The 26,479-nt window shown below is 51.0% G+C and carries 20 protein-coding genes and 1 other annotated feature; of the genes, 19 read left to right on the plus strand and 1 reads right to left on the minus strand.

The features are described from left to right. Positions 1-42: 42 nt before the first annotated feature. Complete coding sequence (ispG, locus tag MKY48_RS07970; protein ID WP_100540796.1) at positions 43-1,152, plus strand: flavodoxin-dependent (E)-4-hydroxy-3-methylbut-2-enyl-diphosphate synthase; 1,110 nt, start codon at positions 43-45, stop codon at positions 1,150-1,152. A gap of 404 nt (positions 1,153-1,556) precedes the next feature. On the opposite strand, the gene MKY48_RS07975 is transcribed toward ispG, so the two are convergent. After that, the gene (locus MKY48_RS07975) at positions 1,557-1,706 is read right to left on the minus strand and encodes a hypothetical protein (protein ID WP_339292659.1); all 150 of its coding nucleotides are present in this window, start codon (positions 1,704-1,706) and stop codon (positions 1,557-1,559) included. A 185-nt stretch (positions 1,707-1,891) separates the two neighbouring features. Here MKY48_RS07975 and lonB point away from each other — a divergent pair, with 185 nt between their 5' ends. The 18 genes from lonB to MKY48_RS08065 all read left to right on the plus strand — a co-directional run bounded on the left by lonB (position 1,892) and on the right by MKY48_RS08065 (position 26,453). Beyond that, a complete protein-coding gene (lonB, locus tag MKY48_RS07980) occupies positions 1,892-3,622 on the plus strand; it encodes an ATP-dependent protease LonB (protein WP_339292660.1) in 1,731 nt (576 codons plus the stop codon). An 84-nt stretch (positions 3,623-3,706) separates the two neighbouring features. After that, positions 3,707-6,043: an endopeptidase La gene (gene lon / locus MKY48_RS07985; protein WP_339292661.1), complete on the plus strand. Its 2,337-nt coding sequence runs from the start codon at positions 3,707-3,709 to the stop codon at positions 6,041-6,043. Between the two features lie 16 nt (positions 6,044-6,059). Further along, positions 6,060-6,704: a ribosome biogenesis GTP-binding protein YihA/YsxC gene (gene yihA / locus MKY48_RS07990; RefSeq protein WP_339292662.1), complete on the plus strand. Its 645-nt coding sequence runs from the start codon at positions 6,060-6,062 to the stop codon at positions 6,702-6,704. 214 nt (positions 6,705-6,918) lie between these two features. Further along, entirely contained in the window at positions 6,919-7,509 is a 591-nt protein-coding gene (locus MKY48_RS07995) for a non-ribosomal peptide synthetase module (protein ID WP_076323113.1), read from the plus strand. A 289-nt stretch (positions 7,510-7,798) separates the two neighbouring features. Beyond that, positions 7,799-8,197, plus strand: coding sequence for an adenosylmethionine decarboxylase (gene speD, locus MKY48_RS08000; protein WP_076323114.1), 399 nt, complete (start codon positions 7,799-7,801; stop codon positions 8,195-8,197). 338 nt (positions 8,198-8,535) lie between these two features. Next, complete coding sequence (gene hemA / locus MKY48_RS08005) at positions 8,536-9,942, plus strand: glutamyl-tRNA reductase (RefSeq protein WP_339292663.1); 1,407 nt, start codon at positions 8,536-8,538, stop codon at positions 9,940-9,942. 19 nt (positions 9,943-9,961) lie between these two features. Beyond that, on the plus strand, positions 9,962-10,792 hold the full coding sequence (gene ccsA, locus MKY48_RS08010; RefSeq protein WP_339271564.1) for a cytochrome c biogenesis protein CcsA: 831 nt from the start codon (positions 9,962-9,964) through the stop codon (positions 10,790-10,792). 6 nt (positions 10,793-10,798) lie between these two features. Next, positions 10,799-11,458, plus strand: a complete 660-nt coding sequence (locus MKY48_RS08015) for an NAD(P)-dependent oxidoreductase (protein WP_339292664.1) — start codon at positions 10,799-10,801, stop codon at positions 11,456-11,458. Between the two features lie 3 nt (positions 11,459-11,461). Beyond that, positions 11,462-12,418 (plus strand): hydroxymethylbilane synthase, encoded by a 957-nt coding sequence (gene hemC, locus MKY48_RS08020; RefSeq protein ID WP_076323118.1) that lies wholly within the window; start codon positions 11,462-11,464, stop codon positions 12,416-12,418. A 4-nt stretch (positions 12,419-12,422) separates the two neighbouring features. After that, on the plus strand, positions 12,423-13,979 hold the full coding sequence (cobA, locus tag MKY48_RS08025; protein ID WP_339292665.1) for a uroporphyrinogen-III C-methyltransferase: 1,557 nt from the start codon (positions 12,423-12,425) through the stop codon (positions 13,977-13,979). A gap of 55 nt (positions 13,980-14,034) precedes the next feature. Then, positions 14,035-15,036: a porphobilinogen synthase gene (gene hemB, locus MKY48_RS08030; protein WP_339292666.1), complete on the plus strand. Its 1,002-nt coding sequence runs from the start codon at positions 14,035-14,037 to the stop codon at positions 15,034-15,036. Positions 15,037-15,069: 33 nt separating this feature from the next. Then, positions 15,070-16,365, plus strand: coding sequence for a glutamate-1-semialdehyde 2,1-aminomutase (gene hemL / locus MKY48_RS08035; RefSeq protein WP_339292667.1), 1,296 nt, complete (start codon positions 15,070-15,072; stop codon positions 16,363-16,365). Beyond that, complete coding sequence (locus MKY48_RS08040) at positions 16,362-17,270, plus strand: RluA family pseudouridine synthase (protein ID WP_339292668.1); 909 nt, start codon at positions 16,362-16,364, stop codon at positions 17,268-17,270. Before hemL ends, MKY48_RS08040 begins: the two co-directional genes overlap by 4 nt. Positions 17,271-17,433: 163 nt before the next feature. Further along, positions 17,434-18,780: a LysM peptidoglycan-binding domain-containing protein gene (locus MKY48_RS08045; RefSeq protein ID WP_339292669.1), complete on the plus strand. Its 1,347-nt coding sequence runs from the start codon at positions 17,434-17,436 to the stop codon at positions 18,778-18,780. A 190-nt stretch (positions 18,781-18,970) separates the two neighbouring features. Then, positions 18,971-19,271: a binding site (T-box leader), on the plus strand. 112 nt (positions 19,272-19,383) lie between these two features. Further along, entirely contained in the window at positions 19,384-22,053 is a 2,670-nt protein-coding gene (locus MKY48_RS08050; protein ID WP_339292670.1) for a valine--tRNA ligase, read from the plus strand. A 7-nt stretch (positions 22,054-22,060) separates the two neighbouring features. Beyond that, entirely contained in the window at positions 22,061-23,464 is a 1,404-nt protein-coding gene (locus tag MKY48_RS08055) for a folylpolyglutamate synthase/dihydrofolate synthase family protein (RefSeq protein ID WP_339292671.1), read from the plus strand. Between the two features lie 6 nt (positions 23,465-23,470). Then, complete coding sequence (murC, locus tag MKY48_RS08060; RefSeq protein WP_215155283.1) at positions 23,471-24,847, plus strand: UDP-N-acetylmuramate--L-alanine ligase; 1,377 nt, start codon at positions 23,471-23,473, stop codon at positions 24,845-24,847. A gap of 214 nt (positions 24,848-25,061) precedes the next feature. Continuing rightward, entirely contained in the window at positions 25,062-26,453 is a 1,392-nt protein-coding gene (locus MKY48_RS08065; protein ID WP_339292672.1) for an SPOR domain-containing protein, read from the plus strand. Positions 26,454-26,479: the final 26 nt, after the last annotated feature.

The following is a 26,479-nucleotide window of genomic DNA, read 5'->3' on the forward strand; positions in this document are numbered from 1 at the left end:
GATTGGAGTGGAGCTTTGGCGTTATATGGGAGAGATCGTACCATGTTTTTGAGACAAGACACACGGCCCGTCAAGGTGGGGAATCTCACTATTGGGGGAAAGAACGAAGTCATTATTCAAAGCATGTGCACCACCAAAACAGCAGATGTGGAGGCGACCGTTGCCGAGATACTCCGTCTGGAAGAAGCGGGATGTCAGATCGTTCGGGTAACGGTGAACAATGAGGAAGCAGCTGCGGCCATTAAGGAAATCAAGAAACGTATTCATATTCCGCTTGTGGCGGACATTCATTTCAACTACAAACTTGCCCTGATGGCGATCGAGAACGGTATCGATAAAGTCCGGATCAATCCGGGAAACATCGGTAAGCGTGAAAAGGTCGAAGCTGTCGTGAAAGCATGCAAAGAGAAGGGGATTCCGATTCGAATCGGAGTTAACGCCGGTTCCTTGGAGAATCATCTCCTTGAAAAATACGGGTATCCGACACCGGAAGCCATGGTGGAAAGCGCCTTGTATCATATCGGCATCTTGGAAGAACTGGATTTCCATGATATCATCGTTTCGCTTAAAGCTTCTGATGTACCGATGGCGATTGCAGCTTACACTAAGGCTGCAGAAGTGATTCCGTACCCGCTTCACCTGGGCATTACCGAAGCAGGGACCCTGTTCTCGGGTACCGTCAAGAGTGCCGCCGGACTTGGCGCGCTGTTGTCCCTCGGAATCGGCAGCACGATGCGTATTTCCTTGAGTGCCGATCCTGTGGAAGAGATCAAGGTCGGCCGGGAACTGCTAAAATCCTTCGGTCTGATCTCGGATGCGGCAACCTTGGTATCTTGCCCGACCTGCGGACGGCTGGATATCGATTTGTTCTCCATTGCCAATGAGGTAGAGGAGTACATCTCGAAGATTAAAGTCCCGATCAAGGTTTCCGTTCTGGGCTGTGCCGTAAACGGTCCCGGAGAGGCCAGAGAAGCCGACATTGGTATTGCCGGCGCTCGGGGTGAAGGTTTGCTCTTCCGATACGGAGAGATGATCCGTAAGGTGCCGGAAGAGATCATGGTTGAAGAGCTCAAGAAAGAAATCGATCATATCGTGAAGGTGTACGAGGAAACCGGCGAAATCCCGGGCCGCAAGCACAAATCCACGGTCTAAGCTAGATAACTTGGTTTTTGAAATGTATCCCCACTTAAATAAAAACGGCAGTCTCTGGATTCAAAGAGACTGCCGTTTTGTTGTTTTGAAAGAGTTTAAGGGGGAGGCAGGGTATATCCTTGAAATTTCTTTGAACGGTCAAAAGTGTAGCAATGACCGAATAGGACAAGTAATATAACTTGTTTATCTGACGTGCGGTAATAGGAGGAGCTCGTTTCAATGGTATGTTTTACAGTAACTATTCTTTACTGAGCTTCTGATAACTGAAGCTCAGTTCTCCACTCTCCCCACCCCCCACGATGAAGAAGGATGCCATGCGCCGCACCAGCGGAGCGGACGAATCGATTCCGGAGAAGCGGATGCGTTCGCCTTTGTTTCCGAATTTCTACATTGGTACTCGTCATTCATGAAATTCGGAAACAACAGCGATCGGAGGAACGATACGTACGCGGAGCGTCTCCCATCACAACGTCTCCCATCACAACGTCTCCCATCACAACGTCTCCCATCACAACGTCTCCCATCACAACGTCTCCCATCACAACGTCTCCCATCTCAACGTCTCCCAACGTCTCCCATCCACTTTTTGATACTTTACGACTTTGTTAATGCATCCTGATTAAATCACCCTCTTTTACAATTTGTTCCCCCTCCCGCGTTTTACCATCCGAGGAATCGGCAATACTACCATGTATTAACGTTTGGATGAAGACATAATGGAGTACAGGAGGAATGACTTGTGAATTTAAGTATCGTAATTATGCTGGTGCAACTGTTTTTTGCGGTCATCATCGGCATTTATTTTTGGAATTTATTGCGCGGACAGAAGACAAGCAAAACAGCGGTGGACCGGGAATCGCGCAAGGAGCTCGATAAACTCCGCAAACTCCGGTCGATATCGCTAACGAAACCGCTCGCTGAGAAAACAAGGCCGCAAACGATGGATGACATCGTGGGGCAAAAGGACGGCTTGCGCGCCTTAAAGGCAGCGCTATGCAGCGCGAACCCTCAGCATGTCATCGTTTACGGACCCCCGGGGGTCGGTAAGACTGCTGCTGCCCGCGTCGTGATGGAGGAAGCCAAGAAGAACCCGCAATCGCCGTTTAAATATGACGCAAAATTCACGGAAATCGACGCAACGACGGCCCGTTTTGATGAACGGGGAATTGCCGACCCGCTCATCGGGTCTGTTCATGATCCGATTTATCAAGGTGCCGGTGCCATGGGGGTTGCAGGCATTCCTCAGCCGAAGCCGGGTGCGGTGACCAAGGCCCATGGGGGGATCCTGTTTATTGATGAAATCGGGGAATTGCATCCCATCCAGATGAATAAGCTTTTAAAAGTGCTGGAGGACCGCAAGGTACTGCTCGAAAGTGCATATTATAATTCGGAGGATGCCAATACACCTGCCTATATACACGATATTTTTCAAAATGGCCTTCCGGCAGACTTCCGTCTGGTGGGTGCTACGACACGTTCGCCCGAAGAGATTGCTCCTGCACTTCGCTCGCGCTGCATGGAGATTTTTTTCCGTCCGCTTTTGCCTGAAGAAATTGGGAGAATTGCAGAGGATGCCATTCAGAAAATTGGTTTGAATGCAGCGCCTGAAGCGGTGGAAGTTGTGAAGCAGTACTGCTCCAATGGACGGGAAGCGGTCAATATGATTCAATTGGCTGCCGGTCTTGCTTTGACGGAGAAGCGAGATTCGCTGCGAGCGGCAGATGTAGAATGGGTAGCCAGCAGCAGCCAGCTTCAGCCAAGGCCCGACCGGAAAATACCGGAGAAGCCTCAGATTGGCGTAGTAAACGGATTGGCCGTATATGGCCCGAATATGGGGGCACTGCTTGAAATTGAAGTATCTGCAGTTCCTGTCGAAGAGGGCCGGGGTACCTACAATATCACCGGGGTTGTGGATGAAGAGGAATTTGGCGGAGGCTCGCGCAAGCTGCGTCGCAAGAGCATGGCCAAAGGCTCGATCGAGAATGTACTAACCGTGCTGGGTTCGATGGGCTTTACACCTAAGAACTATGACCTGCACATCAATTTTCCCGGAGGAACACCGATTGACGGTCCTTCCGCCGGTATTGCGATGGCAACAGCAATTGTATCAGCCATCAAAGGGATTGAAGTCGATAACAAGGTCGCCATGACTGGCGAGATGAGTATTCATGGAAAAGTGAAACCGATAGGCGGGGTCATCGCTAAAGTGGAGGCGGCATTCCAGGCAGGTGCTACCCGTGTCATCATCCCTAAAGACAACTGGCAGACGCTGTTTCAGGATTTGAGCGGCGGCTTACGGGTAATTCCGGTAGAGTCGCTGGATGAAGTATTCAGCCATATTTTTGGTGGATCATTCGCTCCGGAGGTGGTACAGCTCCCTGCAAACGAGGTATTTCCATCCGCTTCCGCTTCATTGCTGCAGGCGACGCCTCCGCGCAACGGCAAAATAACGGACGCCGGAGGATGTTAAGCTTCGTTTGGTTGGTTTTTTATACGCAGATTTGATAAAATAGGAATAGTGTCAACATTGAGAGCCATTGGAGGTGCGAAAGCGATGGGACCAAGTAAATCCAAAGGTCGTCGTTTTCCTTTACTGCCTTTGAGAGGTCTGTTGGTCTATCCAAGTATGGTGCTTCACTTGGATGTAGGCCGGGAGAAATCGGTAAAGGCTTTAGAAAAGGCGATGGTTGAAGACAATTTGATTCTCCTATGTTCTCAATCGGAAGTGAACATTGAAGAACCGACGCAGGATGATATTTTTCGGATTGGCACAGTTGCGAATGTACGCCAGATGCTTAAGCTTCCCAACGGTACCATACGTGTGCTAGTGGAGGGTATGGAACGGGCGGAAGTTATTGAATATACGGATCAAGAGGAATACTATGAGGTCATTGCTCGGGAACTTCCCGAGGAAGAGAACCATGACCCCGAAGTTTCCGCATTAATGCGAACCGTACTGTCTCAGTTTGAGAATTATATCAATCTCTCGAAGAAGGTGACACCAGAGACACTGGCGGCCGTTTCCGATATTGATGAGCCGGGTCGACTGGCAGACGTCATCACGAGTCATTTGTCACTGAAGATCAAGGATAAGCAAGAAATTCTCGAAACAATTGATGTTCGCAAACGGCTCGAGAAACTTCTAGATATACTGAATAACGAGCGTGAAGTGCTGGAGCTGGAGCGTAAGATTAACCAGCGGGTCAAGAAGCAAATGGAGAAGACCCAGAAGGAATACTATTTGCGCGAACAGATGAAGGCCATTCAGAAAGAGCTTGGCGACAAGGAAGGCCGTGCCGGGGAAGTAGAGGAACTCCGAAGTCAGCTTCAGGAGCTTGAGCTGCCCGAGCGCGTGCACGAAAAGGTAGAGAAGGAAATCGACCGACTCGAGAAAATGCCGGCGAGCTCTGCTGAGGGCGGCGTGATTCGGAACTATGTCGATTGGCTGTTGGCGTTGCCTTGGACCAACAAGACCGAGGATGATTTGGACATCATCAAAGCAGAGCAAGTGCTGGACGAGGACCATTACGGTCTCGAGAAGCCGAAGGAGCGCGTGCTGGAATATCTGGCGGTGCAAAAGCTGGTGAAGAAGATGAAAGGGCCTATTCTATGTCTGGTGGGTCCTCCGGGGGTCGGTAAAACATCACTTGCCCGGTCCATCGCCCGCTCTCTGGAGCGCAAGTTCGTTCGCATTTCGTTAGGCGGGGTAAGAGACGAGGCGGAAATTCGTGGCCACCGGCGTACTTATGTAGGGGCCATGCCGGGACGCATCATTCAAGGCATGAAAACGGCGGGGTCGATGAATCCTGTGTTCCTGCTGGATGAAATCGATAAGATGGCGTCCGACTTCCGCGGCGACCCGTCTTCCGCCCTGCTTGAGGTACTTGACCCTGAGCAAAACAATACGTTCAGCGATCATTTCGTGGAAATTCCTTTTGATCTGTCCAACGTCATGTTTGTCACGACGGCAAACGTGCTTCACAACATTCCAAGACCGCTCCTGGACCGGATGGAAGTGCTGTACATTCCAGGATATACGGAGCTGGAGAAACTGCAGATCGCCAATCGTTATTTGCTGCCCAAGCAGAAGAGTGAACATGGGCTGACGCCGGAGCAGTTGATTCTGGACGAGGAAGCACTCATGAAGGTGATCCGGGAATATACCCGTGAATCTGGGGTGCGGAATCTGGAGCAGCAAGTGGCTGCCCTATGCCGCAAAGCCGCCAAACAGATCGTGACTAATCAATCGGAATCCATTGAGATTAAGGCTGACGATATTAAGGAATATCTCGGTATTCCGAAGTTTCGCTATGGTATGGCCGAGCTTGAAGATCAAGTAGGCACGGTAACAGGGCTTGCGTGGACGGAAGTGGGCGGCGAGACGCTGACCATTGAGGTTACCGTGGTGCCTGGTACCGGCAAGCTGATCTTGACGGGTAAACTGGGTGATGTGATGAAGGAATCGGCTCAAGCCGCCTTCAGTTTTACCCGCTCGAAGGCGGTAGAACTGGGCATTGATCCGGATTTCCACGAGAAGCTGGATGTCCATATCCATATCCCGGAGGGAGCCATTCCGAAGGACGGCCCTTCAGCCGGCATTACGATTGCGACGGCTCTTATCTCATCTTTAACCAAACGGCATGTAGCCCGTGATGTGGCCATGACGGGGGAGATTACACTTCGGGGACGTGTTCTTCCGATTGGTGGCTTGAAAGAGAAATCCCTGGCAGCCCACCGTGCCGGCTACAAAAAAATATTACTCCCTAAGGATAACGAACGTGACTTGCGTGATATACCTGACAGCGTGAAGAACGACGTTGAGTTCGTTCCGGTATCCCATATGGATCAGGTTCTGGAGCATGCGCTCGTTGAACAAGCGGGAGTGCACTAGAGAGGAAAGTCTAATTATGAAAGTTACGAAAGCCGAGTTTGTCATCAGTGCTGTCGTACCTGCTCAATATCCTGAAGACGCCTTGCCGGAAATTGCTCTGGCAGGGCGTTCCAATGTGGGCAAGTCATCACTGATTAACCGTATGATATCCCGTAAGAACCTGGCCCGAACCAGTGCAACACCGGGGAAAACCCAGCAGCTCAACTATTATCGGGTGAACGACGACCTGTATCTGGTCGATTTTCCCGGCTATGGTTATGCGAAGGTATCCAAGACCCAGCGTGCGGCATTTGGCGAAATGATTGAGAGATATTTGCTCAGCCGGGAAGAACTGAAGCTTGTATTACTGATTGTGGACATGCGTCACCCGCCCTCAAAAGATGACATCAGCATGTATGAATGGCTGCAGCATTATAACCGGCCGGTATGCGTGGTTGCGACCAAGGCGGACAAAATTCCGAAAACGCGCCGTGAGAAGCATGTAAAGATCGTGAAGGAAACACTAGGCTTCAAACCCTATCACTCTTTTGTCATGTTTTCATCCGAGCTCGGTCTGGGTAAAGATGAGTTATGGGCCATCATGGAGTCCCATATGGGGACTATGAATGAAGAGGAAGAGCCATATATGGATTCGGAAACGGAAGGCAATGAGCAAGCCTGATCCGATTAATTTCGTGATATTTTTTTCAAGGCTAATATAGGGAATCGGTGAATTCTTTACAGGAAAGTGAGCATCTTGCGGGAAATATCGCTCTGATTCCGGCTAATTCCGTTTTTTTATGAAATATGATGGATATTCTCATTCGAAAGACAGGAAAGACCGCTTGGATTTGCTGTATAATGGTAGTAAGTTAAAAGAATTGAGGGAGATTTTTATGGCTCAGCGGTTAGCCACAGAATATGTTAATGCCACAATGCAAATGACGGATATTCAAATGGATCAATTTCTGCAGTATACCCAAGCTTTCCGGGTTACTAACCGGGTAAAAGTCATGGATAGCGGAGAGCAGGAGTTCGTGCTCGAAGATGAAAGCGGGGAAGAAGTTCATTTGCCCTTTGAACGCAAGAATGGCTTGTACGTCTGTGAGCTGTCGTGCCGATTGGTTACTCCCCATCTGACAAATGCCGTACGCAAACTGTTTGCGGCTTTTAAGGGATCAGGTAAAGTGAATCGGATTTATCGCGGCTTTACGATGAGCTACGACTACCACGCGGGAACGGTGCACAGAATTACGCAAGTCACCGGGAACGACAGCATTGTCATTTATGAGTACAAGAATACGGCAGGAGAGCTGCAGCGACTCTTCAACAGCAATGAAGCAGAGAAAGAGATCGAATCCATCCAGCATCATATTAACGTGCTTCTGGACCAACGGATTGCAGCAGGGAATGATAATCTTATTACGAAGACCATAGATGAGCGGCTGCGACGGTTTAATCAACGCCTATTCGTGCTAGAGGCCTAAGGAGGCTGCCCTGTAACAGGGCGCCTTTTTTATTCACGGATCCATGACACCAAGTGGTTCATTCGCACATATATTGAGCTGTAAAATATTTATGGGTTATTTTCGAAAAAGGTGTTGCATTTAAGCGTCATAGATGTTATTTTTAATCTCGTTGAAAAGAATATAGGAACCAGGATTCACTCAGGACATGTAATGTTGCGAGAGATTATTCCCTCGGGAAGTGAATGACGTAGGTCCTAGCGGATGAAATTTTCAAACATTTTATTCCTAGGAAGGGGGAAACCGGAAGATGGAATACTCAACTTTCGGAAGACACGTTGCTGTTGATACTTGGGGAGTCGATTTTGAACTATTGAACAGTGCAGAATTTTTGCAAGCTCAGATGGTGGAAGCCGCTGAAGCATGTGGAGCAACGGTAATGTCCGTCCAATCCAAGCAATTTGAACCACAAGGTGCAACTGTGCTGGTGTTGCTGTCGGAAAGCCATCTCTCGATTCACACATACCCTGAGAGAGGTTTTGCTGCGATTGACTGTTATACCTGCGGGGAGACAGTAGATCCGCAACTGGCTATTGACTATCTGGTATCCGCTTTGAAACCTGAAAAATGCTATGCTAAGAAACTCGTGCGAGGACTCGGCGAAATGACCGTGGAAACGCCTGAGATGAACCAGGCTGAACTCGTTTAATCCAGCCTTCTAAAAAAATGCCTATACTGATAACCATGGAGGTTTCCATGGTTATTTATTTTGGGGATTGAGAAGTACGGTCGATTTCCAGTCCGTCGTTCTCTGAAATGAGATTTCGTAGAAAATAACACGTATATCTAAGGTGTTCTATATCCACAATAGTAAGGTACGATCTACAGGTAGAAATCTTCATGAATGGAATGAAGAAGTATGGGGATTTCATAAACATTTCATAAAATAGACAAGGGTGCTCAATATACTGTGATATAATGAACAGGGTCAAGACAGTCCGTTGTGAACGGCAAAACTACTCGGAGAAATAGGCAGGTGAACATGCAATGCACATCGTCGTTGTTGGGTTGAACTATCGCACGGCGCCCGTGGAAGTCAGAGAACGTTTTACATTCTCGGAAGAAGACATGCCGAAGGCGTTAGAGCAGCTAAATTCGACCAAGAGCGTATTGGAAGGCGTCATTGTCGCTACCTGCAACCGCACTGAGATTTATGTTGTGGTAGACCGCCTTCATATGTGCGGCTACTTTATCCGCAGTTTTATGGAACAGTGGTTCGGCATTAATCGTGAAGAATTTACACAACACCTCTATATATATGAAGACGAACAAGCGATTTCCCATCTGTTTAAGGTTACTTGCGGCTTGGATTCCATGGTCATTGGAGAGACGCAGATCCTGGGACAGGTGCGCAATGCTTTTTTGACGTCGCAGCAGCAGAATGCCACCGGTACTTGGTTTAATATGTTGTTTAAGCAAGCTGTTACGCTCGGCAAGCGGGCTCATTCCGAGACATCGATCGGAGAGAGTGCTGTTTCTGTCAGCTATGCTGCGGTGGAACTGGGTAAACGGATTTTCGGTACGTTTAACGACAAAAAAGTAATGATTCTCGGCGCAGGCAAGATGAGCGAACTTACCGTGAAGCATCTTTATGCCAACGGTGCTGCGGAAGTAATTGTAGCCAACCGTACGCTTGGCCGTGCGGAGGAACTTGCACGCAAGTTCCAAGGGACGCCGTGCACCATAGCCGAAGCCAAGAATTTGCTGCATGAAGTCGATATTATTATTAGCTCTACGGGCTCGAATGAATATGTTCTGAATGCGGAGCGGGTTAAAGAGAGCATGAAGAAACGTCAGGCCCGCCCGTTGTTCATGATTGATATTGCTGTGCCACGGGATATCGATCCGGTGATTGGGGAACTTTCCAATGTGTTCTTGTACGATATTGATGATCTGGAAGGCATTGTAGAGACCAATATGGAAATGCGCCGGGTGGAAGCAGCGAAGATTGAAGTAATGATTCAAGAAGAGATGGATGCATTCCACACATGGCTGAAGACGCTCGGTGTCAGACCGGCAATTCGGGCCTTGCAGGAGAAGTCGAATACCATTCATGAAGAAACGATGGAAAGCTTGTTCAACAAGCTTCCAGAACTGGATGAACGCCAGCGAAAAGTCATCCGTCGTTTGACCAAGAGCATCGTTAACCAGATGATGCATGATCCCATTAACCGGATTAAGGAAATGACGGGCGGCAAGCAGGGCGGTGAAGCACTGGATTATTTTTCACAAATCTTTGCGCTGGAAAGCCTGATCCATGAGAATGAGCAGGAAGCCCGCAGCCGCAACAAGAAAGCAACTGCACCCGTTAAAGCTGAACGGACGAAGAATGCTGTAGATCAGCAGGCAGAAGAGAAACCGCTTAAGGTGTCTCTAGCCCCAGCCACCCTTTGAGGAGGGTGAGTACAAACCCATGCTGTTAAACTTAATTTATATCACCGGCATTTGTATCTATGCCCTGAGCCTTCTGTTTTATATCTCGGATTGCGTTTCACGCAATTCGGTGGCGAAGCGGATAGGCACAGGGCTTCTTGTTATTACTGCACTGTTACAATTCACCGGAATCAGCATCAGAGCGATGGAAGGCGGACATTTCCACTTCCCGGTGTTTACGCTGTTTGATTTCCTGTTCCTGCTGGCGTTCTGCATATCGATTACTTCGATTGCCCTGGCGTATTTGAAGCGGTCGGAATTTGCCGTCCTGTTAATGAACCTCGTCGGGTTTAGCGTCATGCTGGTCAATCGTTTATGGGTCACGGCGGGAGACAATGCATTGTACAGCTGGGAGACGGAACATCGTCTCTTGCTTATTCATATTGCCCTGGCGAGTGTCAGCTTCGCCGCTTTGACCGTCGGGGCTGTGTTTGCGGCGATTTATATGTTCCTTCACCGGAAACTGAAGCACAAGCAATGGAATGATACGATCCGCAGGCTGCCAAGTCTGGAGAAGCTTGATGTTTATTCTTATAAAGCGCTGATGGCTGGAACGATTATTCTGGTCATGTCGCTCATTTTGGCCGTCATGTCGGTGGCCATGGCTGGGCGATGGACCTTGTTCTTGGATATCAAAGTCCTGTCTACATTGACGGCTCTTGCGATGTATTTGGTTTATTTCATCAAACGTCGCCTGTGGAGAAGGTCAGGCAGGGAAGCAGCCATATGGGCCTTAATCGGGTATGGATTCATTATTTTGAATTTCTTTCTCAATACGTGGTCCGCTTTCCATAGTTGGTCAGGAGTGTGATGGCAGATGGCATATGATGATCATTATGTGCCCGTCCTGCTGAACTGCAGGGGACGTCTATGCTTGATTGTCGGCGGCGGCAAGGTGGCGGAACGTAAAGCCGACACCCTGCTGAATGCCGGAGCAAGCGTACATATTGTAAGTCCCATACTACGAAGCGAGAAACTTCAACGTTTGGCCAATGAGAATGTTCTTCGATGGACGAAGCGGAAGTATCAATCAGACGATCTGACAGGCGCGTTCATGGTTCATGCGGCAACGGACGACAGCATGCTGAACCTGAAGATAGCGGAGGACGCCGATCGTCTTGGCGTGTTGGTTAACGTAGCCAGCAACGGCGAGGCCGGGACGTTTATCAACCCGACGGTGCTGCGGCGAGGGAGGCTTACACTGGCTGTATCAACATCAGGAGCTGGGCCGATGGCCGCACGCGGTATACGCGACGATCTCGAAGAACAGTTCGGGCCTGAGTATGAGGATTATTTGGATTTTTTATATAGGATGCGTTCGGTAATTAGGGAAGAGGTGGAGTCTGCTGATGCACGCAGACGGCTGCTGCACAAGGCATACCGCATGGATATGCTCGGAGAGATCCGCCGCGAAGGTTATGCGCCCTGGAGTGAGGATAAAATCAAGCAGTGGATTGCGAATAATCAGGAGGAATGAAAGATGCGCACAATCGTAGTTGGCAGTAGACAAAGTGCTCTGGCACTGACACAGACAGGACAGGTTATCGATGATTTAAAGCGTTTAGCCAAGGAGCATGGTCTGGACTATGACTTCACCGTCAAGAAAATCGTCACCAAGGGCGACCGCATACTGGATGTTACGCTTTCCAAGGTAGGCGGCAAAGGATTGTTTGTCAAAGAAATCGAGCAGGCGATGATCGACGGTGAGATTGATATGGCGGTTCATAGCATGAAGGACATGCCCTCTGTTCTGCCCGAAGGTTTGGTGTCCGGCGCGGTGCCGGCAAGAAAGGATCCTCGTGATTGCCTGATCTCCAAAGAAGGGGCAACGCTGGATGACCTTCCTACAGGTGCCAAAGTGGGGACAAGCAGTCTGCGCCGTTCCAGCCAGCTCAAGGCCTATCGGCCGGATCTGCAGATCGAATGGATTCGAGGGAATATCGATTCTCGCATTCGCAAAATGGAGGATGGTGAATTTCAGGCCATCATTCTGGCGACCGCAGGTCTTCAGCGCATGGGCTGGGAGGACCGGATCACATCGTACTTGCCGGTTGAAATTAGCCTGCCTGCCGTTGGCCAGGGCGCACTCGGGATTGAATGCCGCGAGAACGATGCTGAGCTGCTGCATTTGCTCTCACTTTATAATGATGATGTCACCGCACGAACCGTTGCGGCTGAACGCAAGTTTCTGAGCGAGCTGAACGGAGGATGCCAGGTGCCTATCGGGGCTTACGCTGTCCTGAAGAATGTGGATGCCGAAGATTCCCGCGGAGCACAAAACGTTATACAATTAACAGGAATGGTTGGCTCTCCTGACGGCGAAATCGTATTGAAGGAAAGCGCCGAAGGAACCGACCCTGAATCGCTCGGAGTGGAAGTGGCTGCAAAGCTGAAAGCTAAAGGAGCGGAGAAGATACTGGCACAAGTTAGGGGTTGAGGGGATGGCAGGCAAGGTTTATCTCGTGGGAGCAGGACCGGGCGATGCGCGCCTGATCACGATTAAAGGCAAGGAATGCATTGAGAAGGCAGATGTCGTGGTGTACGACCGATTAGCCAGCCCTCGGCTGCTGCGGTGGATGAAGCCCGGAGCGGAGAAGGTCTATGTAGGCAAGCTCCCCGATCGGCATACGATGAAGCAGGAGCAGATCAATCAGCTACTGGTTGATTATGCTTTGGAAGGCAAGAAGGTCGTCCGTTTAAAGGGCGGCGATCCAACCATCTTCGGTAGAGTAGGCGAAGAAGCGGAGCTGTTATACCGTCATGGCATCTTGTACGAGATTGTACCGGGGATCACCTCAGCGATCAGCGTTCCGGCTTATGCCGGGATTCCGGTGACGCATCGTGACCATGCTTCATCTTTATCCATCATTACCGGGCATGAAAGTCCCGAAAAGCTGGACCGGATGATTCAATGGGATAAGGTGACCAATGCAACGGGGACTTTGATTTTTATGATGGGTGTGGCCAAGATCGGCTATATCAGTCGTCAACTGATCAAACACGGCAGGCCGCCAGAAACCCCGGTGGCTCTTATTAGATGGGGAACCCGAGCGGAGCAAGATACGCTGACGGGCACGCTGGCGGACATCGAGGACAGAGTCAAGGCAGCGGATTTTCAGCCGCCTGCCGTCATCGTTGTTGGGCAGGTGGTGCTTCAGCGGGAGCACCTGAAGTGGGCAGAACGGCTGCCTCTGTTCGGTAAACGAATTCTGGTCACGAGGGCCCGTAGCCAGGCCAGTGCATTGGTATCCCAAATCGAAGAGCTCGGCGGAGAGCCTTATGAATTTCCCGTCATCGACATCGTCATGCCTTCGAAGGACGAAGTGCTTGCTGGCGTTCAACAAGCACTGGACAAGCTGAGTACGTATGACTGGGTATTCTTCACCAGCGTGAACGGAGTCGAATTCTTTTTCCGCCACTTGAAGGAGAATGGGCGCGATATTCGTTCCCTAGCCTCTGCCCGCATCGTCGCGGTTGGTCCAGCAACAGCCCATGCTCTTGGTAATTACGGCATAGCCGCTGAAGTCATTAAGGAGCGGTACCAGGCGGAAGGCATTATCGATGCTTACGGTTCAGAGCTCAAGCCTGGTCAGCGTGTGCTGCTGCCTCGGGGCGATCTGGCACGCAAGTGGCTGCCAGAGAAGCTGACGGAAATGGGTCTGCTCGTGACGGAAGCCGTGATCTATGAGAACGTGCTGTGTGGTGAGGACGATGATGAGCTGTTGAAGCTGCTTCAAGATGGCGGCATTCACGCCGTTACTTTTACCAGTTCCTCTACCGTTACCAATCTGCTGAAGGCGCTGAAGGGGATGGGCGTAGCAGATCCTGCCGAACTGTTAAAAGGATCGACGATTGCTTGCATCGGACCTTTGACCGCCCAGACGGCAGAGGAAGCCGGTCTGCACGTATCCCTCCTCGCCGAGGAAGCGACGATCGACAGTCTGGTGAAGGCCTTGTGCATTTGGAATGAGAACGATCCACGCCGCGTTGCGCCATAATATCCTTATCTTTTAAATACATGATCAAAAATTACATCATCAGGAGGTATACGTCATGAGTTTTCCAATCGTACGCCATCGTCGGCTGCGTCAAAATGCCGGCATTCGCAGCATGGTCCGTGAGACCGTGCTTCATACGGAGGATCTGGTTCAGCCAATCTTCGTTACCTATGGCAGTGGTGTGAAATCCGAAATTTCCTCGATGCCGGGGGTCTATCATTTTTCGCTCGATACCTTGAAAGAGGAAGTAGACGAAATCGTAAGTCTAGGCATTCCTGCTGTGCTCCTGTTCGGAATTCCTGAGACCAAAGACAGCGTAGGCACATCCGGTTTTGCGGATGACGGGATTGTCCAAGAGGCTACCCGTCTCATTAAGTCGTGGTATCCCGATCTCCTGGTGATTGCTGATACGTGCTTGTGCGAATTTACCGACCACGGCCACTGCGGTATGGTGCATACCTTTGAGCGTGACGGTCACATCTGCGGCGATGTATTAAACGACGAGTCACTGGAGCTGCTCGTTCGTACAGCGGTTTCCCAAGTGAAGGCGGGAGCCGATATTATTGCACCTTCCAATATGATGGACGGTTTTGTTCAAGCCATTCGTTCCGGACTTGATGAAGCCGGATTTTATAACGTGCCGATCATGTCTTACTCGGTTAAGTACGCTTCGGCCTTTTACGGACCTTTCCGTGAAGCTGCCGATTCTGCTCCGCAGTTCGGCGACCGTAAAACCTATCAGATGGATCCGGCCAATGTGAGAGAGGCGCTTCGCGAGGCGGAGACGGACGTGCTGGAAGGCGCCGATATGCTGATGGTGAAACCAGCTATGGCCTACCTTGACGTTGTCAGATTGCTGAGAGACCAGTTTGATCTGCCGATTGTCGCTTATAACGTAAGTGGGGAATATTCCATGATTAAGGCGGCTGCTCAGCAGGGATGGATCAGTGAGCAGGCGATTGTGATGGAGCTGCTGACGGGGATGAAGCGTGCCGGTGCGGACATTATCATCACGTATTTCTCGAAGGATGCAGCACGCTGGATGCGCAGCAAGTAACCAATAACGACTAAAGAGTTAGGAGTGCATAGTATGAGCCAAGATATGCGGAAAGAAGAATTATCGCGTTCTGCTTTTGAAGAAGCGAAGTTATACATTCCCGGCGGTGTCAACAGTCCGGTACGTGCGTTTAAATCTGTGGGACTAACGCCGATTTATATCGATCGCGGAGAAGGCAGCCGCGTATATGATATCGATGGCAACAGCTTTATCGATTACGTAGGTTCTTGGGGACCGCTGATTATGGGCCACGCGCACCCTGAGGTCGTTGAAGCGCTTCAGGAGACCGCTGCGAAGGGGACCAGCTTTGGTGCGCCAACCCTGTTGGAAACGAAGATGGCGAAGCTCGTCTGCGAGCGCGTGCCGTCGATGGAGGTTGTGCGAATGGTGAATTCCGGTACGGAAGCTACCATGAGCGCCATCCGGCTGGCGCGCGGTTATACCGGGCGCAGCAAAATCATCAAATTCGAAGGCTCTTATCACGGTCACGCCGATAGCCTTCTGATCAAGGCCGGATCGGGCATCGCAACGCTGGGTCTTCCCGATAGTCCCGGTGTCCCTGAGAGCGTGGCTTCCAACACCATTGCCGTTCCTTATAATGACTTGGAGTCGGTAGAGCTTGCCTTCAAGCGGTTCGGCGAAGAGATCGCCGCAGTCATTGTTGAGCCGGTGGCCGGCAACATGGGCGTGGTACCTCCACAGCCAGGGTTCCTGGAAGGACTCCGCAAGGTCACTTCCGATTATGGTACAGTGCTTATTTTCGACGAGGTCATGACCGGATTCCGCGTGGATCTAAACTGTGCGCAAGGACGTTATGGCGTTACGCCGGATTTGACATGTCTGGGCAAGGTGATCGGCGGCGGTCTGCCAGTCGGTGCTTATGGAGGCAAGCGTGAGCTGATGGATCAGATTGCTCCGGCAGGGCCGATCTATCAAGCAGGAACGCTAAGCGGAAATCCGCTCGCCATGGCGGCCGGCTACACGACTCTAAAACTGTTGACGCCTGCTATCTATGAACAGCTGGAGGAACGGGGAGCTCGCCTTCAGGCCGGATTTGAGCGAAACGCTAAGGAATTCGGGGTTCCGCTTACGATCAACCGGATCGGGTCCATGGTATGTCCTTTCTTCACGAATACGCCGGTTGTCAATTTTGATACGGCCAAGACAAGCGATCTGGATCGTTTCCGTCAATATTTTGCAGCGATGGTAGAAGAGGGAGTCAGCGTACCTCCTTCCCAGTTCGAGGGCATGTTCATCTCGGGAGCGCATACGGTGGAAGATATCGATGCCACCATCGAAGCCAACTACAATGCCTTCAAGAGCCTATGAGTTACGGGGGCAATTGGAGCAAACGCGGCGAATGGCTGGAGATGGCGCCGGGCAAGGCGCTGTTAGGTCAGCCGGATCGGAACGAGGCTGCTGCCAAGTGGCTTATGGGAACGGTCGGTATGCCCGAGAAGCTGTATCGCAAGCTTCATCATGAGCAAGGGATACAATGGAGAGGGGACCGGCTTCGGCTGGTCCTTTTTCCTTATCGGGATTACGGCATCGAACCGAGATGGCAGGAGCTAGATGTATTGTACGAGGACGATTTCTGCCTGGTCGTGAACAAACCGGCCGGCATGGCGGTCCATCCGGACAACGAGAGCACGGAGACAACGCTGAATCATGTGGTAGCTGCATATTACGAAGCCGAAGGCATTCATACGGCAGTCCGGCATATTCATCGGCTGGATAAGGACACAACAGGTCCCGTACTGTACGCCAAGAATGAATATGCGCAGCTAAAGCTTGACGAGGCCATGCGGGAGAAGAAGATCGTCCGGATTTATGCGGCTATCGTTCAGGGGAGGGTCTCGCAGGATCTGAAGAGAATCGATTTGCCGATAGGCAAAGACCGCTATCACGCAAGCCGCCGGCGGGTTTCATTAACCGGGCAGGCTGCGATCACGCATATTCTCTCATCTGAAGTGTATCCAAAAGCCAGCCTGCTGCAAATTCGTCTGGAAACCGGCCGTACGCATCAGATCCGGGTACATCTAAGTCATATGGGACATCCGCTTCTGGGAGATTCCTTATACGGAGGACCCGAGACGTTCCCGCGCCAGGCGCTGCATGGCAAATGTCTGTTGTTTACTCATCCTCTCTCGGGCGAGAGTATCGAGGTGGAAGCGCCCTGGCCTCAGGATATGTTGGAGTTAAGAGAGCAAATCATAGAGTCAGCAGGCCGTTAAGAAAATTTGCAAAATCCTGAATGAACCGGTAACTTTCACGCACAATTCGCAAAAAAGTCATGCTCTCCTATTTTCGGCATATAGATAAATTGAGTGGCAAAACTTAGGCTCATGCCGTGATAACAGATCACGGATAGTATATGCCAAAAAGGAGGACATTCCCGTGTTTGACCAGTCCTACGGATTGCGGTTCGATATTTACGAGCGTATTAATTTAACGGAAGATTTGCCGGGAATCGATGAATTGGAAGAGGCGGAGTTGATCCCGCACATTCAGGTGATCAGTCAGCAGGACCAGGCCACGCTTCGGGGTCATCTGCTTCTTGCAGGCCTGTATAAAGGTGACACCGAAGCCGGAGAGACGGAGCCGCTCGAACACTGGATTCCGGTCGAAATCACGGTCCCGCTGAACCGGGTATCATCATTGGATGACATCGCGGTCGAGATCGAGAATTTTGACGTGGATTTGTTATCTAAGCGCAGCTTGAACATTACAGGAGTTCTGTCGCTCAAAGGAATTCAGGCGGCGGCTCCAGGAGCCCGTGACCAAGTATGGGCCAATGAGGAATTCACAGTGGTACATGCTCCTGAAGCGACAGATTATTCGAACGGGGAGCAGCAGTTCGCAGCCAACCCGTATGACCAGTTTCAAGGCGGAGCCAACACTGACGCGAATTCGGCTTCACCTTCTTACTTCAACGAGGCTCAGCCCCAAGCCCAAGAGTCCGGGACGGATGCACGCACACAGCAGTATCTGGCATCCTGGGCGCAGTACGAGAACCAAACTCGGGATTCACAGGCCTCGGACAGCACCCTAAGCATTTCCGGTGCGACTGAAGCCCGGGATACGGTCGAATATGCCTTACATAGCGAGACGGAAACTCAGGCAACTGAGCCGTCGATTCCAAGTGTATGGCAATTTGAACGGGCTGCCTCCAATCCGGAGCCGGTGCAGGAAGATTCAGCAGCCGGTTTCCCTGGTGTCATTGAGCGTAAGGGCGAAGAAGTTGAAGCCGTACCGGTGCTGGAATCACCGGAAACGGAGGAAACCCAGCCTGTTTTTGCTGAGGAAGCAGTACCTTTGGAGGATATGGATGATATAACGGAGGAGGTTTCCGTTAAAGTTGAAGAGGTTCCGACCAAACCGGAGTTAAAGGTGGCCTTCAACTCGAAGAACAGCAGCACAAACAGCACATCGGGTGTAGGCTTATCTTCATTGCTTCAATCGAGCAGAACGGTTCAGGATCAAGTCGCTCGGGACGAGGAAGAAGAGGCGGAGGAATTGGTTGATTCGGCTTCGGCTGAGGATGTGGAGTGGAAGAGTCTGTTCCTGGGTAACCGCCGCGAGGAAACGCCGTTCCGCAAGGTCCGGATGTGCATTGTACAGCGTGAGGAGACACTCGACGTGATTGCCGAGCGTTATCAACTGACGCCGCGGGAGCTTTTGTTATATAACCGCATGTCCGAGCAGAATGTGGAAGAAGGACAGGTATTATACATTCCCCAGTAATCGGTGGGGGGAGCAATTGCGTAAGAAAAAGCAGGTCAAGGTAGGACATCCTTGGCCTGCTTTTTCAATGTATAAGATTTATTGATTTGGCAGGTATGATGTCTAAATCGATCGGAAACACTCGAAATATTGACTATATGCAACAACCACGGTATATTTGAATAGAATATGTACAGGTATTTCATAAGCTAGAACAACGTTGAACGGGAAGAGTAGGAAGGTATGGCCTTCAGAGAGCGGAATTGCTATCAAGCGCTGTGAGATTCCGCAGGAACCAGCTTGCCGAAGTCACCCCGGAGTTGCGGACTTGAGATAGAGTAGGGATCGATTGCTACCCTGGTTAGAGTTCGCCGGCCGCAGCCGTTATCTGCGTAAAGTGTCGTGCTTGATCGTAAGCCTTTCATGTTCTTCATGGGAGGACACGGTTGATGAATTATTTATAAGCACGAAACAAAGGTGGTACCGCGAGAGAACAGTCTTTCGTCCTTTGAGGACGAAGGGCTTTTTTTGTTTCATGCCAAACATTGATATTCATGCCCACTCCCGGAGGCTAAAACATTTCGGGTTGGCAAAACTGATTAACAGTATCGGAGGTACGAAAATATGGATCAAAAACAAAACCAATCCCAGTTAGAAATGCCGACGACGTATGATCCGAAGGCAGCTGAACAAAAATGGTATCCGTACTGGAAGGAAGGCGGCTTCTTTGAAGCTGGCAAACGACCGGATGCGGAGCCGTACACGATTGTTATTCCTCCACCAAACGTTACGGGAATGCTTCATATCGGCCATGCCCTTGACTTTACGCTGCAGGATATTCTGATCCGTGTAAAGCGGATGCAGGGTTATGATGCGCTGTGGCTGCCGGGCTCTGACCATGCGGGCATCGCTACGCAAACCAAGGTTGAGCAGAAGCTTCGCGAGGAAGGCGTTACCCGATACGATCTGGGACGTGAAAAATTCCTTGAGAAAGTGTGGGAATGGAAGGATCTATATGCGAATACAATCCGTGACCAATGGTCCAAGATCGGCCTGTCCCTCGATTACTCCAGAGAACGTTTCACGCTCGACGAGGGGTTGTCGGACGCGGTTCGGGAAGTATTCGTTAAGCTCTATGATAAAGGGCTCATATATCGCGGAAAACGCATCATCAACTGGGACCCGGCTGCCCGCACGGCTTTGTCCGATATTGAAGTGGAGTACAAAGAGGTCAACGGCCATTTGTATCACTTGCAATATCCTCTAAAAGACGGCAGCGGCTCCATTACCGTAGCAACCACCCGTCCGGAGACCATGCTTGGCGATACGGCGGTAGCCGTTCATCCGGAGGATGAACGCTATAAAGACATGATCGGCAAAACATTGGTCCTGCCGATTGTCGGCCGCGAGATTCCGGTTATTGCCGATGAGTACGTTGAGAAGGACTTCGGCAGCGGAGCGGTTAAAATTACGCCGGCGCATGATCCGAATGACTTCGAAATGGGTCAGAGACATGACCTGCCGCAAATTACCGTGATGGATGAATCCGGGACGATGAATGAGTTTGCCGGTAAGTACCAAGGTCTTGACCGGAGCGAATGCCGCAAGCAGATCGTAAACGACATGAAGGAATCGGGCGTATTGCTCCGCATCGAAGATCATGTCCATCAGGTTGGCCATAGCGAAAGATCCGGTGCGGTGGTTGAGCCTTATCTGTCGACGCAGTGGTTCGTTAAGATGCAGCCGCTTGCGGAAGCAGCTGTGGATGCGCAGAAATCCGGCAAGGGCGTTAACTTCGTGCCTGACCGCTTCGAGCGAACCTACCTGCATTGGATGGAGAATGTACGCGATTGGTGCATTTCCCGTCAATTGTGGTGGGGCCACCGGATTCCGGCCTGGTATTCCGAATCGACGGGCGAAGTAGTTGTTGCCATGAATGAAGAGGAAGCGCGCGTGAAGCTTGGCAAGGATGATCTGAGACAGGATGAGGATGTGCTGGATACCTGGTTCAGCTCCGCATTGTGGCCGTTCACAACCATGGGCTGGCCGAATCTGGACAGCGAGGATTTCAAACGATATTATCCAACGAGCGTTCTCGTGACGGGTTATGATATTATTCCGTTCTGGGTATCGCGGATGATCTTCCAAGGGCTTGAATTTACGGATCAAATGCCGTTTAAAGATACGCTGATCCATGGTCTGGTCCGGGATAGCGAAGGCCGCAAGATGTCCAAGTCGCTCGGAAACGGTATCGACCCGCTTGAGGTTATTGAACAGTATGGCGCAGATGCCATGCGTTATATGATATCGACCGGCAGTACGCCGGGTCAGGATCTTCGTTTCCGCTGGGAACGCGTGGAACAAGCGCGTAACTTCGCGAACAAGATCTGGAATGCGTCACGTTTTGCGCTCATGAACCTGGAGGGCTTCACGGCGGCGGATATCGACATTTCCGGAGAGCTGGGAACGGCCGACAAGTGGATTTTGCATCGTTTGAACGAAACTTCCCGCGACATTACGCGTCTAATTGATGCCTACGAATTTGGCGAAACCGGTCGACTGCTCTACAATTTCATCTGGGATGATCTGTGTGACTGGTATATCGAGTTTGCCAAGCTGTCCCTGTATGGCGAGGATCAAGCGGCCAAGAAAAAGACGCAGTCGGTGCTTGCCTATGTGCTGGACCGCACGATGCGTTTGATCCACCCGTTCATGCCGTTCATCTCCGAAGAGATCTGGCAGCATTTGCCGCATGAAGGCGAGACGGTGATGTTGGCTTCATGGCCGACCTATGATGAGGCGTTTGAGAATACGGAAGCCGTTACCGAAATGAACCTGCTGATGGATGTCATCCGCGCTGTACGTAACATCCGGGCCGAAGTAAACGTACCAATGAGCAAAAAAGTGGAGCTGCAATTGAAGCCGGTAAGCGAGCAAATTGCCAGCATTATTGATCGCAATGCGGATTATATTTGCCGCTTCTGCAACACGTCGGAGTATCAGTCCTCCCTTGTGCTTGAGGCGCCGGATAAGGCGATGACCGCTGTGGTTACAGGTGTTGAAATGTATCTGCCGCTTGCCGGGTTGATCGATATCGCTCAGGAGATCACGCGTCTGGAGAAGGAAATTCAGCACTTGAACAGCGAAGTCGAGCGTGTGGAGAAGAAGCTGAACAATCCTGGTTTCGTATCGAAAGCACCGGAAAAGGTGATTGAAGAAGAACGGGCGAAGCTTGTGGATTACTCGGACAAACGCAGTAAAGTGATCGCACGCATCGAAGAATTGAGAGGCTGAGGGCAAGATGAACTTGGACCAGAAGGTGAGAACGATGGTTGATCATTCGGCAGCAGCAGCTGTAGCTCCGTTCCTTACCTATGAGGAAGCGGTAGCTTGGATTAATGGGCTGATTCCGTTTGGAATCCGCCCTGGCATGGATAGAATTCAGCGATTGATGGAGCTGCTGGGCCATCCGGAACGGCGGTTGAAATTTATTCACGTGGCCGGAACGAATGGAAAAGGCTCCACATGCGCTTTTTTAACAAAGGTTTTGCTTCAAGGGGGATTCACGGTTGGCACCTACACTTCTCCCTATATTACGAAGTTTACCAATCGGTTTCAGTATAACGGTGAGGACATACCGGAAGAGACGCTGCTGGCGCTCGCGAATGGCTTAGAGCCGCTTGTAGCCGAAGTGGCGAGCTCCGGGCTTGGATCGCCCACGATGTTTGAGGTGTCCACCGCCCTTGCGATCCTGTATTATGCCGAGGTATCTTATCCGGATGTAGTGGTATGGGAGACGGGACTTGGCGGTCGCCTGGACGTGACCAATATCGTTCATCCCATCATTTCGGTGATCACGAATATCGGGATGGACCATACCGACGTTCTGGGTGATACCATTCAGGAGATCGCCACGGAGAAGGCTGGCATTATCAAGCCTGGAGTCCCTGTGGTGAGTACGGTAACTCAGCCTGAGGCTGTCGAAATTCTGAAACAAGCGGTAGGAAAAAACCGTACAAGTCTGTATCTCGTAGATGAACAATTCTCCTATGAGCGACTGCGCGGGGATGAAGAAAGCCAGACTTTCCGCTTTAAGGGCCCGTTCCGGGACATGGATCTGGACATCTCGATGCAAGGCGAGCACCAATGCGCCAATGCTGCGCTTGCCATGATGACGCTGGAAGTGCTTCGCCAGTACATGGCTTTTATCGTGGATGAAAAAGAATTACGTACAGGGTTTAAGGATACTTTCTGGGCGGGAAGACTGGAACAAGTACAGTCCTCCCCGCGGATTGTTCTCGATGGTGCGCACAACCCCGAAGGGGCTGAAACCTTGGCCAAAAGCTTGCCGCAGATCTATAAGTATCGGAAACTGAACTTAATGATGGGAATGCTGGCAAATAAGCATCATGAATCGTATTTGCAGCATATACTGCCAATAGTGGATACGCTTATCCTGACTGAACCGGATTTCCGGAAGAAACTGGACGCCAAGGCGCTTGGTGACATCGTAGAGCAGGTAAGGGAGAAATACGCCAAACATACACTGCAAATCATCATAGAACCAAATTGGAAAAACGCACTTGAAGAGTTGAAGTCACGGACGGAAGCGGAGGATCTTGGGGTGGTGTCGGGCACGTTGTACCTGATTGCCGACGTGCGTTCCAACCTCCTGGGCCTTTCCGATTCTGAAAAAGGTTGGTGATATCTGTTGAATACATCGGAACATGTTCATTTTATTGGAATTGGCGGCTATGGGATGAGCGCCATTGCAAGAGTTATGCTGGAGATGGGTTATAAAGTCACGGGTTCTGACGTGGCATCGCAAGAATTGACAGAAAAGCTGGCGGCCAAGGGCGCCAAAATATACATTGGACATACCGCCGAGCAAGTCCAGGGCGCGGACCTTGTGGTTTATTCGACGGCTTTGTCCAAAGACAACGTGGAGCGGGTCGAAGCAGAGAAGCTGAACATTCCTGTCCTTCACCGTGCGCAGATGCTGGCGCGTCTTTTGAACGAACGCAAAGGAGTCGCCGTAGCGGGTGCGCATGGTAAGACAACCACTTCATCCATGATTGCGCTCGTGATGGAAGAATGCGGAGTCGATCCGACATTTATCATCGGCGGTGAAATCATGAATGTTGGCACCAATGCCAAAGCCGGTGAAGGCGAGCACGTGGTGGCCGAAGCCGACGAGAGCGATGGTTCATTCCTTCAGTACCACCCATGGCTCGGCGTTGTTCTGAATATTGAGGCCGATCACCTGGAGAATTACGAAGGGGATTTCAATCGTCTCAAGGCAGCTTATGTACAATTCCTCAGCCAGATTAAGGCAGACGGGACGGCCGTGGTTTGTGCGGACGATAACAACATCCAGGCTATTTTGCCTGACCTTAAATGCAATGTGACCACATACGGCATTCATGCCGATGCGGAGTATACGGCAACGAATCTGGTGCTCGGCGACCGTCACGTCAGCTTCACGATGCTTCATAACGGAATGGAGCTGGGCACCGTGGAACTGTCCGTACCGGGTAAACACAATGTCTACAACGCAATGGCTACGGTGATATGCTGCTTGAAGGGCGGAATTTCGTTTGAAGCGATTGTAGAGGCCATTGTTAAGTTCAACGGTGCTAAGCGCCGCTTCCAGGTGCTTGGTGAAGCAGAAGGCATTCTGGTGATTGACGACTATGCGCATCATCCGACGGAGATTGAGGCTACGATCAGTGCTGCTAAAGCTACGGGCAAACGGATTATTGCCGTATTCCAGCCGCAGCGGTATTCGAGGACCTTTTTCCTTCTGGATGCGTTTAGCCGCGCGTTCGGAGAAGCCGATGAGGTGATTATCACCGATATTTATTCTCCTGCCGGCGAGAAGCAAATCGAGGGTATCAGTTCCGGTAAGCTGGTGGAGCTGATTGTCCAGAACAGTAATGCCGGTGCCCGCTATTTGCCTACCAAAGAGGATGTTCTGAACGATCTCAAAGGTCGTGTAAAAGAAGGCGATCTGGTTCTGACGATGGGGGCGGGCGATATCTGGAAAGTCGGCGCTGCTTTAGCAGAGTCTATTAAAGGCAAGAAGTAAATGGATTGCGCGCATGCTTTGCTGCTTCGCTGCAGCAGGGGATTGCATGGGCTTTTGTCTTTCGAACGGAGGCAAAGCAAGCGGAATCGATAAGTATAACAGGCTGATCAAGATGTTTTCTTGATCAGCCTGTTTGTTTTGTTTTTCGCACACTCATAAGTTGCCAAGCTTGATCATATAGCTAGGTGTAGAAGGACAAGTGAGGTGTGTGGATATGAATAAAGCACGGATGACGATTCGTTTTGATCACGATCCGCCGAAGGACAGTCATAAGGATCATATGCGTGAGGAACGGGATCCGTATCAAAAAGTTCCAGCAAGACGCAATGACCAAGTTGATGACCGCCATCTCGTATTCGACGAGTTTGACACAACGGCGCCAGATCGGTTTGCCGATGCGGGCACTTCGTTCGAACCTAGGAGCAGTATGCAGCATGATCATCTGCGCGTCGTTCCGCCTCTCCGGGAGGAGGGGGAGACCCCGAATGTGAACGGTCAAGGGTGGAGAACCTCGCGTCATAACCGGTCCAGGGGCCGATTAGCTGAGGAAAGACGGCGTCTGGATCATATCGACGGCGGGTCGTTTGGTGACGGACCTGAACATAACGATACATATGACGATATGCGTGAGCGTAAGGAACTCTATGACCTTCATGATGACGTGTATCCCGGAAGAGTGGACCCCGAAGCAAACGACTCCAACTGGAATCTCGGGCCTGAGGCGGATCTATATGAGTCATCTGCTGATGACTACAGTTATTATCGCTCACGCAAACCTACCTCCTTCTGGAAAATGGCTGTGTCTGTGACAGCGGCTGTTGTTACGGGTTTGCTGTTTGGGTATATGGTGCTGTCTATGTTTAACGGCGGTAATGCAGGTGGGGATCCAACATCGGGACAGCTTGAAACCAATGATGCAGTGAATCAAGCCCCGGCTGATTCCTCTGGTGGAACGGGTGCAACCCTCGCACCTGATTTAACTGAATCGGCTGTTCACATTCCAGGTCAAATCTTTTATATGCTTCAGTACGGTGTGTTCAGCACCCCGGAACGGGCTGAGCAAGCGAAGGGGGAGCTGCTGCAGTCCGGTATTGCCGCCGGCGGAGATTCGGATGAGGAGAACCGGGTGTATGCGGGCATTTCACCAGACCGTGAGCAGGCCAAGCTGCTCAGCAATCAGCTTAAGGCCGAAGGCGTCGAATTATACGTAAGAGAAATCGCGCTCCCTAATATAGAGTCAGCTGTCTTTGCGGGCGAGGAGCAGACGCTGACGGACTATTTTACGATAAGCGGGCAACTGGTATCGGAGCTTAGTAAGCTATCGGCATCGCTCCTGGGGAAGCAGGAGGCGGGCGCGGTGGCGCCGGAGAATATGACTGCGATCACAAATCTGCACCAGCAGTGGATCCAATCGATGCAGTTGCTGTCAGCCGGCTTGGGTCCGGAGACCGGGGCTGTGCTGCCGGCGATGGAGCAATCCATGAACAGTTCAATCACTGCGCTCTCCGAATATAACAAAAATCAATCCAAGGGGCATTTGTGGGAGATTCAAACAGGTATGATGAACTATGTCATGGGCCAAAAGAAACTCCTGGATGGCCTATAAATTCAAATTTACGTAAAATCCGGCTT

The sequence above is a fragment of the Paenibacillus sp. FSL W8-0187 genome, assembly GCF_037969755.1.
In the GTDB taxonomy this organism is placed as follows: Bacteria; Bacillota; Bacilli; order Paenibacillales; family Paenibacillaceae; genus Paenibacillus_AQ.

Excerpts from the sequence above, each read along its gene's own strand:
- ispG (WP_100540796.1), top strand. The coding sequence starts at position 43 with ATGTTTTTGAGACAAGACACACGGCCCGTCAAGGTGGGGAATCTCACT.
- MKY48_RS07975 (WP_339292659.1), bottom strand. The coding sequence starts at position 1,706 with ATGGGAGACGTTGTGATGGGAGACGTTGTGATGGGAGACGTTGTGATG.
- lon (WP_339292661.1), top strand. The coding sequence starts at position 3,707 with ATGGGACCAAGTAAATCCAAAGGTCGTCGTTTTCCTTTACTGCCTTTG.
- yihA (WP_339292662.1), top strand. The coding sequence starts at position 6,060 with ATGAAAGTTACGAAAGCCGAGTTTGTCATCAGTGCTGTCGTACCTGCT.
- MKY48_RS07995 (WP_076323113.1), top strand. The coding sequence starts at position 6,919 with ATGGCTCAGCGGTTAGCCACAGAATATGTTAATGCCACAATGCAAATG.
- speD (WP_076323114.1), top strand. The coding sequence starts at position 7,799 with ATGGAATACTCAACTTTCGGAAGACACGTTGCTGTTGATACTTGGGGA.
- hemA (WP_339292663.1), top strand. The coding sequence starts at position 8,536 with ATGCACATCGTCGTTGTTGGGTTGAACTATCGCACGGCGCCCGTGGAA.
- ccsA (WP_339271564.1), top strand. The coding sequence starts at position 9,962 with ATGCTGTTAAACTTAATTTATATCACCGGCATTTGTATCTATGCCCTG.
- MKY48_RS08015 (WP_339292664.1), top strand. The coding sequence starts at position 10,799 with ATGGCATATGATGATCATTATGTGCCCGTCCTGCTGAACTGCAGGGGA.
- hemC (WP_076323118.1), top strand. The coding sequence starts at position 11,462 with ATGCGCACAATCGTAGTTGGCAGTAGACAAAGTGCTCTGGCACTGACA.
- cobA (WP_339292665.1), top strand. The coding sequence starts at position 12,423 with ATGGCAGGCAAGGTTTATCTCGTGGGAGCAGGACCGGGCGATGCGCGC.
- hemB (WP_339292666.1), top strand. The coding sequence starts at position 14,035 with ATGAGTTTTCCAATCGTACGCCATCGTCGGCTGCGTCAAAATGCCGGC.
- hemL (WP_339292667.1), top strand. The coding sequence starts at position 15,070 with ATGAGCCAAGATATGCGGAAAGAAGAATTATCGCGTTCTGCTTTTGAA.
- MKY48_RS08040 (WP_339292668.1), top strand. The coding sequence starts at position 16,362 with ATGAGTTACGGGGGCAATTGGAGCAAACGCGGCGAATGGCTGGAGATG.
- MKY48_RS08050 (WP_339292670.1), top strand. The coding sequence starts at position 19,384 with ATGGATCAAAAACAAAACCAATCCCAGTTAGAAATGCCGACGACGTAT.
- MKY48_RS08055 (WP_339292671.1), top strand. The coding sequence starts at position 22,061 with ATGAACTTGGACCAGAAGGTGAGAACGATGGTTGATCATTCGGCAGCA.
- MKY48_RS08065 (WP_339292672.1), top strand. The coding sequence starts at position 25,062 with ATGAATAAAGCACGGATGACGATTCGTTTTGATCACGATCCGCCGAAG.